Origin of the sequence: Thermomonas sp. (genome assembly GCF_020850895.1) — a bacterium.
GTDB lineage: Bacteria > Pseudomonadota > Gammaproteobacteria > Xanthomonadales > Xanthomonadaceae > Thermomonas.
The window spans coordinates 1-10,903 of the sequence record NZ_JADZDS010000086.1 but is presented as its reverse complement, the minus strand read 5'-3'; the positions used below and the strand labels follow the sequence as shown (position 1 = coordinate 10,903).

10 protein-coding genes and 1 tRNA gene are annotated in these 10,903 nt (G+C 63.8%); 4 read left to right on the top strand and 7 right to left on the bottom strand.

Annotated features, from left to right (window positions below; translation table 11 throughout):
• Positions 1–932 precede the first annotated feature (932 nt).
• Positions 933–1,259 (top strand): OmpA family protein, encoded by a 327-nt coding sequence (locus tag IT472_RS08245; RefSeq protein ID WP_297180756.1) that lies wholly within the window; start codon positions 933–935, stop codon positions 1,257–1,259.
• A 227-nt stretch (positions 1,260–1,486) separates the two neighbouring features.
• Entirely contained in the window at positions 1,487–2,647 is a 1,161-nt protein-coding gene (locus tag IT472_RS08240) for a TraB/GumN family protein (RefSeq protein ID WP_297180754.1), read from the top strand.
• A gap of 114 nt (positions 2,648–2,761) precedes the next feature.
• On the opposite strand, the gene IT472_RS08235 is transcribed toward IT472_RS08240, so the two are convergent.
• Positions 2,762–2,838: transfer RNA gene (locus IT472_RS08235), tRNA-Pro, on the bottom strand.
• Positions 2,839–2,947: 109 nt separating this feature from the next.
• Here IT472_RS08235 and hisS point away from each other — a divergent pair.
• Both hisS and IT472_RS08225 read left to right on the top strand, forming a co-directional pair.
• Positions 2,948–4,327 (top strand): histidine--tRNA ligase, encoded by a 1,380-nt coding sequence (hisS, locus tag IT472_RS08230; protein ID WP_297180752.1) that lies wholly within the window; start codon positions 2,948–2,950, stop codon positions 4,325–4,327.
• Positions 4,327–6,231 (top strand): aromatic amino acid ammonia-lyase, encoded by a 1,905-nt coding sequence (locus IT472_RS08225; protein WP_297180750.1) that lies wholly within the window; start codon positions 4,327–4,329, stop codon positions 6,229–6,231. Before hisS ends, IT472_RS08225 begins: the two co-directional genes overlap by 1 nt.
• A gap of 36 nt (positions 6,232–6,267) precedes the next feature.
• On the opposite strand, the gene IT472_RS08220 is transcribed toward IT472_RS08225, so the two are convergent.
• The 6 genes from IT472_RS08220 to IT472_RS08195 all read right to left on the bottom strand — a co-directional run.
• Positions 6,268–7,167 (bottom strand): pirin family protein, encoded by a 900-nt coding sequence (locus tag IT472_RS08220; protein WP_297180748.1) that lies wholly within the window; start codon positions 7,165–7,167, stop codon positions 6,268–6,270.
• A 194-nt stretch (positions 7,168–7,361) separates the two neighbouring features.
• The gene (locus IT472_RS08215) at positions 7,362–8,012 is read right to left on the bottom strand and encodes a glutathione S-transferase family protein (RefSeq protein ID WP_297180746.1); all 651 of its coding nucleotides are present in this window, start codon (positions 8,010–8,012) and stop codon (positions 7,362–7,364) included.
• 10 nt (positions 8,013–8,022) lie between these two features.
• Positions 8,023–8,967, bottom strand: coding sequence for a cysteine synthase family protein (locus IT472_RS08210; protein WP_297180744.1), 945 nt, complete (start codon positions 8,965–8,967; stop codon positions 8,023–8,025).
• Between the two features lie 151 nt (positions 8,968–9,118).
• Complete coding sequence (gene infA, locus IT472_RS08205; protein WP_297174849.1) at positions 9,119–9,337, bottom strand: translation initiation factor IF-1; 219 nt, start codon at positions 9,335–9,337, stop codon at positions 9,119–9,121.
• A gap of 296 nt (positions 9,338–9,633) precedes the next feature.
• Positions 9,634–10,362 (bottom strand): leucyl/phenylalanyl-tRNA--protein transferase, encoded by a 729-nt coding sequence (gene aat / locus IT472_RS08200; protein ID WP_297180743.1) that lies wholly within the window; start codon positions 10,360–10,362, stop codon positions 9,634–9,636.
• Positions 10,363–10,383: 21 nt separating this feature from the next.
• Positions 10,384–10,903 (bottom strand): FAD-dependent oxidoreductase (locus tag IT472_RS08195; RefSeq protein ID WP_297180741.1); only part of this gene is annotated, 520 nt, incomplete at its 5' end.

Here is a 10,903-nt window from a genome sequence, read left to right as displayed (position 1 = left end):
GGCCGGCTGGCCTGCTCAACCGCGCCACGCTTGAACTCCTCACTGAACTTCCTTCGCATTGACATGAACACTCCTCATGGCCTCGATCGGCCTTCTTGTAAGTGTCCGTGAAAACGGGGGTGAACCCTTGAACTTCGGCGCGTGCCTGGGTCCCTTTCAGGCACGCGTCATCGCTGGCCCTGCTGGCAGGCATGCCTGCATCCTTGAATCTTCGCTGACTGGCCAGCGTATTCATCCGATGGTGCTTGTCGCGTCTCCAGGCGGCTTGTTTGTTCGCAGGCAAATCCATGGAAATCAGGTTGTTACGTCTGATTGAATAGGGGGTTTCGATCTGCCGATGACCCGAAAATCGGTTCGCTGCCTGGACGTTTGATCAGCCCAATGGACTGTCGCTGTGGCCGGTTCGTGACGTCAAAATCGTAATGTCATGTCAAGAGCGCGCCAAAGGCAGTGGCCGGCGGCGACCAAGAACCGGGCTCAGGAGAGGCTGGTTCTTCTAGGGCAAGTCTTGGTTTATGGTGGATTTGCGCTGCGTGAACCACTCAACGCCGATGGAGTGGAGCGGATTCAACCTTGTAGCCAACCGGCTACGGCGTCAGGAGGATTGCAAAATGAAATTCAGGATGTTGATTCGCGGTGTGCTGGCTGTCGCCATTCTTGCGGCATCGGGAGGTGCGTTCGCCCAAAGCGCCGAACCGACCGTGGATTCGATCGTCAACGCCTTGAAGTCCAACGACAACCAGAACTCGGATGAAGCGACCCGTGCGCTGCGCCCGGGGGCAGCGTCGATGGCCACGACCGCCCCGTCTGCGGCTCCCGATGCTTCTCCGGCGCCCGCGCCTTCGGCAGCGGCGGCCCCTCGGTCGAGGGCAACGGCGAGTCGTCCGAATCGTGCACGCGTGGCGCGGTCACGGAGTCGTGCTTCAACCGACATGACGATCAATTTCGAATTCAATTCGGATCAGATCTCGGCGAGTTCGCAGCAGACCATGGCCACCTTGGCAACGGCGCTGGCGTCTCCGCAGCTGGAGGACAGGCGCTTCACCGTGGTCGGTCATACCGATGCCAAGGGCTCTGCAGTCTACAACCGTGCGCTGTCCGAGCGTCGTGCAGAAGCAGTCCGCGCCTATCTCGTTGCACATGGCATCGCCGCAGATCGATTGGTGGCAGAAGGGAAGGGCGAGAGCGAACTGATCAACACGCGCAATCCGGACAGCGCGCAGAACCGGCGGGTCGAAATCATCGCGACTGGCCGTTGAAATCGGATGGCCCGCCTGCCGGCAGAGAATCATCACTGCCGTCAGCAGGCGGGCTGGGTGCAGAGCCCGGGGAGGGCGGGAGCAACCGGTCGCGTCGACCCCATTCGAGGTCGGCGTGGCCGGCTTTCTCTTTTCAGGCGCTGGCGAAATCCCGGACTGTTGATCAGCGTGCGGAAACAGTCGATCGGGATGAGCTGCGTGGTTCGCTCGCCAGGAGGCGGGTGAGGATGACTGAAGTGCTCCAGCCGGACCAAACACCAAGCAATATCGTACCGCGCTTGCGTTTGAGCAGGGTGTCGCTGCGGCTGACCCCGATGTTGCTCGCGTGCGTGGTCACGATGGCGTTCGCCCAATCTGGCCAGCAAGCGCCGCAGGATGTGACGCGAAGCCTGCACGGCGGGAGTGCGGCACAAGTGGTGCGAAGCACGCAGGCGCTGCCCGAGGAGACGCAATCCCGGGAGCCGGTTGCGCAGGATGTCACCCGTGGCGTTCCCGCCAAGGTGGCCACGGATGCGGCCACGCACGCGGAGTCGGGCATGGATCGCGGAATCCTGTTCCGAATCACCGCCCCGGCGATGGCGAATGTTGCGGGATCCGCTTCGAATCGATCGGCATCGCCAGCGCAAGTCAGTTACCTGTTCGGAACCATCCATTTCGGGACGCCGGAGGAGCAGGGGCTCGATTACGGCAAGCTCGGGCAAATCCTGAGCGGGGTCACGGTGTTCGCCAATGAGGCGAACGTCGATTCCCACTGGGACGCACGACTGGACAACTACCGATGGCTCCCGGTGCGCAAGCCACTGTCAGGCATGATCGGCGCCGAGGCCATGGCCAAGGCGAATCAACTTCTCCCTGATGTGAAGCCCAAGGACCTGCAGCGAATGCGGCCATGGATGGTGCTTGCGCTGCTGGAAGAGCGGGGCGAGCAGGGGGGCGACAGCAGCTCGGATGTGCGACTGCAGCGGATCGCCGGAGGGATGGGCAAGCGACTCGTGCATCTGGAGACACTGGAAGATCAGCTGCGGGCGCTTGATTGCGTGCCACCGGATGAGCATGCCCGCGTGCTTGTGGAACGACTGCGCAACCCGCTGTATCTGCAGTTGGATTCCGCCGAGGCGATGGCCGCCTACAAGGCGCGCGATTTAGGCGCATGGTTCGCCGACGTCGATCGCATGGAAGGACTCGGGGACGCGGCAAAGCAGATCGAGCAGAGATCGCGCCTATGCCTGCTGGAGGACCGCAATGAACGCTGGATCGGCACAATCGAGGCCTTGTATCGCGAGCAGTCCACCCTGGTTGCGGTGGGTGCCTTGCATTTGATGGGACCGAATGGGTTGATCGCACGCCTGCGCCAAGACGGCTTCCAGGTTGACGTCGTGCCGATGTAGCCAGATTCCACAGCCCAGGCCACTCCATGCGTGCACGCTGGCTTGGACGGTGGACATGAAAAAACCGGCGCGTGGCCGGTTCCGTCATAAATCATTGATTTTTCGATCAATCATTGGTCGGGGAGACAGGATTTGAACCTGCGACTTCTACGTCCCGAACGTAGCGCTCTACCAGGCTGAGCTACACCCCGAGGTGAGCCGCGCATTTTACGGGGCGGGTGACACCGCGGCAAGTGGGGTGACGCATATTCGATGATGCCCGGTAAACTGCCGGTTTCAGGTCGGCGTCGGAGTGTTCCCTTGATCAAGCCTCGTACCCCGCCTGGGGTGATGGAACTGTTGCCCCGCGACCAGATCGCGTTCCAGCGCATGCTGGACACCATTCGCCATACCTTCGAACAGTTCGGGTTCCTGCCGGTGGAGACGCCGGTGATGGAGTTGACCGATGTGCTGCTGACCAAGTCCGGTGGCGAGACCGAACGGCAGGTGTACTTCCTGCAATCCACCGGTGCCTTGGAGCGGGCTACCGATGGCCTGCCGGAATTGGCGCTGCGCTTCGATCTCACCGTGCCGCTGGCGCGCTACGTTGCAGAGCACGAGCACGAGTTGGCTTTTCCGTTCCGGCGTTATCAGATGCAGCGGGTGTATCGCGGTGAACGCGCCCAGCGCGGGCGTTTCCGTGAGTTCTACCAATGCGACATCGACGTGATCGGCAAGGATGCCTTGTCGCCGCGTTTCGATGCCGAAGTGCCGGCGGTGATCGCGGCCGTGTTCGAGCGCCTGGCCATCGGCGAGTTCACCATCCAGCTCAACCATCGCAAGCTGCTGCGCGGCTATTTCGAAGGCCTGGGCATCGAAGGCGAGGCGCAGATGCTGGTGTTGCGTGAGCTGGACAAGCTCGACAAGCGCGGTGCGAATGCGGTGCGTGCGACCTTGGCGGGCGACGGCTTCGGTCTTGCCCCTGACGTGATCGACACGCTGATGGCGTTTTCGCAGGTGCGCTCCACCGGGCACGCTGACGCGCTGGCCAAGCTCGATGCGTTGGGTGCGGGCACGGCCTTGTTGGACGAAGGGCGTGACGAATTGCGCGCGATCCTGAATCAACTCAAGGCACTGGGTGTGGCTGAGTCGCGCTATGCACTGAACCTGTCGATCGCGCGCGGGCTCGACTACTACACCGGCGTGGTCTACGAGACCACGCTGGATGCCTACCCACAGATTGGTTCGATCTGCTCGGGCGGGCGCTACGAAAACCTCGCTGGCCACTACACCAAATCGAAACTGCCGGGCGTGGGCATTTCCATCGGCCTGACCCGGCTGTTCTTCCAGCTGAAAGATGCCGGGCTTGTGGCGACCGCGGAGAGTTCGGTGGATGTGCTGGTGGCGCTGCTGGATGAGGCGGGCCTGGAGCATGCGCTGGCACAGTCGCAGCGTTTGCGTTCCGCGGGCCTGAACGTGGAGACGCAGCTGGAACCGCGCAAACTGGCCAAGCAATTGCAGTATGCCGACAAGGCGGGAATTCGTTTTGTCGTGATGCGTGGCGAAGACGAAGCCGCACGCAACGTGGTGACGGTGAAGGACCTGCGGCGGGGCGAGCAGTTCGAGGTGACGGAGGCCGAGCTGTCCGCGGCGCTGTTGGTGGAACGCGAACAGCTGCGCAGCGCAGCGGGGAATGCCTGATGTCTGATGTCGTGAAGTTGGATGGCCTGTCGCTGCAGCGTGCGCAGCTGGTCGCGGTGGCGCGTGGTGCGCAGGTGGCACTGGATGAGGCCGCACTGGTGCGGGTGGCGCGTGCGGCTGAGTTTCTGGCCGCGCAGGTGGATAAGCAGGAGCCGATCTACGGCGTGTCCACTGGCTTTGGCAGCAATGCAGACAAGCTTCTGGGTGCGCATCGCCTGCGTGACCAGCTGCCGGGTGCGGCCAAGTCTGCGGTGCCGCCGCATATCGAATTGCAACGCAATCTGATCGTCACCCATGCGGTCTGCGTGGGCGAGCCGTTCGCGGCGGAGGTGGTGCGGGCGATGCTGTGCATCCGCATCAATACCTTGTTGCGCGGGCATTCCGGCATTCGCGTGCAAACGCTGCAAGCGCTGGCCGACATGCTCAATGCCGGTATCGTGCCGGTGGTGCCGCAGTTGGGCTCGGTGGGCGCCTCCGGCGATCTTGCGCCGCTGTCGCATCTGGCCATCGTGTTGCTGGGCGGCGGCGAAGCCTTTGTCGATGGCGTGCGCATGCCCGGCGCGGATGCGCTGGCGAAGAAGAATCTCAAGCCGGTCGAACTGTCCTACAAGGAAGGCTTGGCGCTGAACAACGGCACCGCGCAGATGTTGGCCACTGGCGTGCTGGCGCTGCAACAGCTGGAAGACTTGCTGGATACCGCTGATCTGGCGGCGGCGATGACGATTGATGCCTTCGCCGGCCGCTTGGGTGCGTTTGCACCGGAAGTGCACGCGCTGCGTCCGCATCCGGGGCAGGTGCAGGTGGCAGGCAATCTGCGTCGCCTGCTGGATGGCTCCACCTTGTCGGATATCGCCTATCACCTGGTGCCAAAGTTCCGAAACTGGCAGCCCGAGAGTTGGGACACGTCGGCGGCGCAGACGCTGGGCTTCGACATTGGTTGGGATTGGGTGGCGTTCTCGCAGCGCCATGGCCGCGAGAAGTTCTATCAGCGCTTCCTGCCGTTCCGTGGTGGCAAGAAGCATCAGCCGCAGGACAGCTATTCGCTGCGCTGCATCCCGCAGGTGCACGGTGCGGTGCGTGATGCGCTGGAGCAGGCCAAGCGCGTGCTGGATATCGAGCTCAATGCGTTGACCGACAACCCCATCGTGTTCCCCGACAAGACCGATGCCAAGCATGTGGAAGAGCAGGTCATCTCCGCCGGGCACTTCCACGGCATGCCGCTGGCGCTGGCGATGAGCTATGTGAAGGCCGCCATCCCGGTGCTGGCATCGATCAGCGAGCGGCGCCTGAACAAGCTGGTCGACCCGGCCACCAATGATGGGCTGCCGGCATTCTTGATCGGCAACGAAGATGGCACTGAGTCCGGGCACATGATCGTGCAGTACACCGCTGCGGCGATCGTCAACGATCTGGCCAGCCGTGCGATGCCTGCGTCGGTCTATTCGGTGCCGACCAGCGCCAATGCCGAAGACCATGTGTCGATGGGCGCCAACGAAGCGCGCCACGTACTGGCAATGGTGCAGGACCTGGGCAAGGTGTTGGGCTTGGAGCTCTACACCGCTGCGCAGGCGCTGGATTTGCGGCAGGACATGATCAACGCGGCGCGTGAGCTTGCGGTGCGTGTCGACGCCGAGGCGTTTGCAGCCAAGGTCGCCGGGGGGCCGTTGCCGAGTTCGGCGGAGCGTGCGGGCTTTCTCGTCGAGGTCGATGCCCTGCGCGCACAGTTGGCGCAGGCTGACGAATTCCGGCCGGGCAGGGCGGTGGCAGCGGCGCACGCCGCGATCCGCGCGCGCATTCCTTACCTGGAGCGCGACCGTGCGCTGGATGGTGAGGTGGCGGCGGCGGTGGCGATGGTCGCCGATGGCAGTGTGCTGGCGGCAGCGAGGGCAATCTTCGTTGGATAATCGCGGCGCATGTCCGCCACGCGGGGACTGCCCTGATCAGTCCAGCACGGCCATCCTGCCAAACCGTCCGTTGTTGTAGTCCACGATGGCCTGTTCGATTTCCTGCCGGGTGTTCATCACGAACGGACCATAGCCCACCACGGGCTCGTCGATTGGCTCGCCTGACAGCAAGAGCAGTTTGGCCTTGCCTTGGGCCTCGATGACCAAGCTCTCGCCTTCGGCAGAGAGGGTGGCCATTTCTGAATTCTGCAACAGCGTTTCGCCATGGATCGTGATGCTGCCATCCAACATCAGAAGCAGGGTGTTCCACCCGTCCGGCTGCGGTAAATCCAGCTTGGCGCCTGGCGACAGGCGGATGTCCAGCACATGCATGGGCGTATGGCTGTGCGCTGGTCCGTGAATGCCATCGAAGCATCCTGCAATCACGCGCACCGTGCCGGCTCCGTTGGGCAACGCGATGGATGGGATCCGGGCATCGGTGATGCCTTGGTACCGGGGCGCACCCAGCTTGTCCCGCGCTGGAAGGTTGACCCAGAGCTGCACCATTTCGAACGGTCCGCCGCGCATGGCGTAGTCGGATGAATGGAACTCCTCGTGGAGGATGCCGCCAGCAGCGGTCATCCACTGCACATCACCGGCACGGATCACGCCGCCAGCCCCGGTTGAATCACGGTGTTCGACTTCGCCGTCATACACGATGGTGACGGTTTCGAATCCGCGGTGCGGATGCACGCCAACCCCTCGCCGCTGCCGGGTCGGCGGGAATTCCGTCGGTGCCGCGTAGTCGAGCAGGAGGAAGGGGCTGCGCGACGCCACGTTCGGGCCGTTGTAATTGAACATGCCATGCACCGGGAAGCCGTCTCCGACCCAATGCCGGGCGGGTGCGTGGGTCACGGACAGGACAGACTTGAGGGGACGTTCGAGAGTGGCGTCCATGAAGTGCTTCCATGAGGGGCACGGGAGTGTGCCTTTCGCAGAAGGTAGGTATTGCTGTAAGTGAAATAAATATGCACGAAAGCGATTCATTGTCCTGAAAACAGGACAAGCGTGTTCTTGAACTCGGATCGCAAGCACGCCATTCCATGGGAACGGATGCCGTTGATGAGGACGTCGCGCTTGTAGGATTCCGCCTATCCCCGCACGCCACCGGGCTTGCAGCCGGGATGCAAACTGGCGACGGCGGCGGGCCGTGCCGCCACGCGCTCGAACCAGGGGCCGAGCCGTGGCAGGCTGTGGTCGAATGGCTGGCCCATCGATTCGGCGAAGTCCAGCCAGACATAGAGCCAGATGTCGGCGATGCTGAACTGCGGTCCGGCCAACCACGTGTGACCGCCGAGCATGCCATCGAGCCAGCGTATGCGATCCTGCGCAACGCGTTTGAGGCCATCGGCCGCCTCTGGCGCCACCGGGATCCGCGACTCGAAGCGCGGCAGGCCCTCGGCGTAGTGATACGCGTTGTGGATGTTCTCGGTGATGTTCAGTTCGGCCCGGCGCTGCCATTGCCGAGTCAAGGCGCGCTGCTGCGGCGTGCTGCCGATCAGCGCCGGCGCGGGGTGCAATTCTTCGAGGTACTCCATGATCGCCACCGACTCGGCGAGGCAGGTGCCGTCGTCGAGCAGCAGGGCCGGGGTTTGCCCGGCCGGGTTGTGGGCGAGGCAGGACGGTTGCCGGTTTTCGCCACTGAATACGTCGATTTGCCGGCTGGGCAGAACCAATCCCTTTTCCAAGAGGAACATGCGCAGGCAGCGCGGCGCCGGGCTGAGGGCATCGAGGAGCAGCATCGGTTGGGCCTCAGTGGAACGGCAGCGGCGGCTGGCCGGATTGGGGCATGTAGAAATCATGCAGGTATTTTTCGCCCTCGTCATCGAAGATCGTCACCACGGTCTTGAGCTCGGGATGTTGCTGGCGGATCTGCTGTGCGGCCAGCAGGTGGGCGCCGGAGCTGGGGCCGCACAGCAGGCCGCGGGTGCTGGCCAGCTTGCGCATCTGGGCGATCGCGTCCTCGCTGGACACGCTGATGGTGTTGTTGCCCACCAGCTCGCGGTGGCGGGCGAAGATGCCGGGGATGAAACCGTCGGAGATACCTTCGATCTGGTGCAGCGCGACTTCACCGCACAGGATGGTGCGTGATTCGGACGGCTCCATCGCGAACAGGCGCACGTTCGGGTTGACCGCGCGCAGGGCCTGGCCGACGCCGATCAGGGTGCCGCCGGTGCCGACGCCGTGGACGAAGGCATCGGGGATCCGGCCGCCGAGTTGGGACAGGATCTCCTGCCCGAGCCAGCTGCGGTTTTCCTCCACGTTCCACTCGTTCTCGAACTGGCCGGGAAAGAAGAAGCCGGGCTGGCGGCCCAGCTCGCGGGCGCGTTCCAGCGCGGCGTTGACGTGGAAGGTGCCGCAGAACAGCACCTCGGCGCCGAACGCGCGCGAAATGGCGACGCGCTCGCTGGACAGGCCTTCGGGCATCACCACGATCATCCGGTAGCCCTTGACCGCGGCGACCATCGAGAACGCGTTGCCGGTGTTGCCGCTGGTGGCTTCCACGATGGTGTCGCCGGGATGGATCAGGCCTTCCTTTTCGGCGCGCTCGATGATGTATTTGGCGATCCGCGCCTTGATCGAACCCGAGGGATTGAGGAATTCGCATTTGGCGAACACGCCGTCGATGTCGAGCAGGGGCGTGTCGCCGATGGCGTCGAGGATATCGGACGAGATGCCGGGGTAGCGGATGGCCATGTGCGAGGCTCCGGAAGAGGGACGAATGCAGTCGTCAGTGTCGAGGCAACCCCGCCATGCTCGCACTGATGCGCGTCAACGCCGCGCGAAAATGCAAAACGCCCCGGACGGGGCGTTTGCCTGGATGGACGGGCGATGCCGCCGCGTCGGTTCAGCGGTGCCGGTAGGTGATCCGACCCTTGGTCAGATCGTAGGGCGTCATCTCGACCTTGACCTTGTCGCCGGTCAGGATGCGGATGTAATTCTTGCGCATGCGCCCGGAGATGTGGGCGATGATTTCGTGGCCGTTCTCGAGCGTCACCCGGAACATGGTGTTCGGGAGGGTTTCGGAAATGGTGCCTTCGAATTCGATGACGTCGTCTTTCGCCATGAGCGGAGTGCGCAACCGGGCGCCGCGAATGCGGTCCCAAAGTCCGGCATTTTGGCACGTTGAAGGGCTGTGCGCAAAGCAGGGTTGTCTGACGCCAGCAAGACGCGAAGACAGGGAAGGATGCCCTTGAACGCGAATGTCATCCGGTAGCGGCCTGCGGCCAGGGTTGCCTTGCGTCTGCGCGGAGACATGGTCGGATGCCCTTGCGAGAGAATGTCCTCCGGCGCCGGCCTGCGACCGGGGCCTCCCCCTTGATTTCTCACGCAAGGACATCCGACCACGTCTTGTTGCTGGCTTCAGGCCAGTTTTTCCGCCGGGAATTCGCCGAACGCTTCGGTCCATGATCCGGTCAGGCCCGGCTGGTTGCGGGCATCGACAAGCGCGGCTAGGTAGCGCTCGCGCGGCCAGACCTCCACGCCCAAGCGCTGGGTGTGGGCGTTGGGGATCTGAGCGTCGATCAGCGGCCAGCCCCAATCGTGCAGTCGCCACGCCAGCGCCGCCAGTGCCAGTGAAGAGGCGCCGGAACCCGCCGAGAACATGCTGTCGCCGCAGAACATCCGGCCGATGCCCAGTCCAAGCAGGCCGCCGGTGAGCGCCTTGCCGTCGAAGACTTCGATGCTGTGGGCGTGGCCGAGGCGGTGCATTTCGAGATAGGCATCGAACATGCCGGCGGTGATCCAGGTGCCGTCCTGCCCGGGGCGCGGCGCCATGCAGCCGCGTACCACGGCGGCGAAATCGGTGTCGGCGCGCACCGTCCAGCCGCTGTGGCGCAAGCGCCGACGCAGGCGTTGCGACAGGTGCACGCCGTCGCTGCGAAACACGGCGCGCCGCGCTGGGCTCCACCACAGGATCGGCTCACCCTCGGAATACCAGGGAAAGATGCCGCTGCGGTAGGCATTCAGGAAGCGCGTTGGCGACAGATCGCCACCCACCGCAAGCAGCCCGTCCGGGTCGTCCAGTGCCTGCTCGACCGGCGGGAATGGGGCGTGTGGGTCCGGCCCCAAGGCGTACAGATTCAGGCGCATCTCCAGGGACGATGCCGCGTTTCAGTGCCCTTCGTCGAGATATTTCTCCGCATCCAGCGCGGCCATGCAACCAAAGCCGGCGCTGGTGATTGCCTGCCGATAGATCTGGTCGGCGACGTCACCCGCCGCGAACACGCCTTCCACGCTGGTCTGGGTGGCACCACCTTCGAGGCCGGTGCGGATGGTCAGGTACCCGTTCTTCATCGCAAGCTGGCCCTTGAACAGGTCGGTGTTCGGGCTGTGGCCGATGGCGACGAAGAACCCCTGCACGTCGATGGCGCGGCTGCTGCCGTCTTGCACCGAGGTCAGCCGCATGCCGGTGACGCCGGAATCATCGCCCAGCACTTCGTCCACGACGTGGTGCCAGACCGGTTCGATCTTGCCGGCTTCGACCTTGGCGAACAGCTTGTCCTGCATGATCTTTTCCGCGCGCAGGGTGTCGCGGCGATGGACCAGGTAGACCTTGCGGGCGATGTTGGACAGGTACAGTGCTTCTTCGACCGCGGTGTTGCCGCCGCCGATCACCGCCACGTCCTGATCC

What these genes read in the sequence shown, in the direction of transcription:
- IT472_RS08210 (WP_297180744.1), bottom strand. Translation starts at nt 8,967, where the DNA reads ATGGCCATCCGCTACCCCGGCATCTCGTCCGATATCCTCGACGCCATC.
- infA (WP_297174849.1), bottom strand. Translation starts at nt 9,337, where the DNA reads ATGGCGAAAGACGACGTCATCGAATTCGAAGGCACCATTTCCGAAACC.
- IT472_RS08220 (WP_297180748.1), bottom strand. Translation starts at nt 7,167, where the DNA reads ATGGACGCCACTCTCGAACGTCCCCTCAAGTCTGTCCTGTCCGTGACC.
- IT472_RS08245 (WP_297180756.1), top strand. Translation starts at nt 933, where the DNA reads ATGACGATCAATTTCGAATTCAATTCGGATCAGATCTCGGCGAGTTCG.
- IT472_RS08240 (WP_297180754.1), top strand. Translation starts at nt 1,487, where the DNA reads ATGACTGAAGTGCTCCAGCCGGACCAAACACCAAGCAATATCGTACCG.
- IT472_RS08215 (WP_297180746.1), bottom strand. Translation starts at nt 8,012, where the DNA reads ATGCTGCTCCTCGATGCCCTCAGCCCGGCGCCGCGCTGCCTGCGCATG.
- IT472_RS08225 (WP_297180750.1), top strand. Translation starts at nt 4,327, where the DNA reads ATGTCTGATGTCGTGAAGTTGGATGGCCTGTCGCTGCAGCGTGCGCAG.
- aat (WP_297180743.1), bottom strand. Translation starts at nt 10,362, where the DNA reads ATGCGCCTGAATCTGTACGCCTTGGGGCCGGACCCACACGCCCCATTC.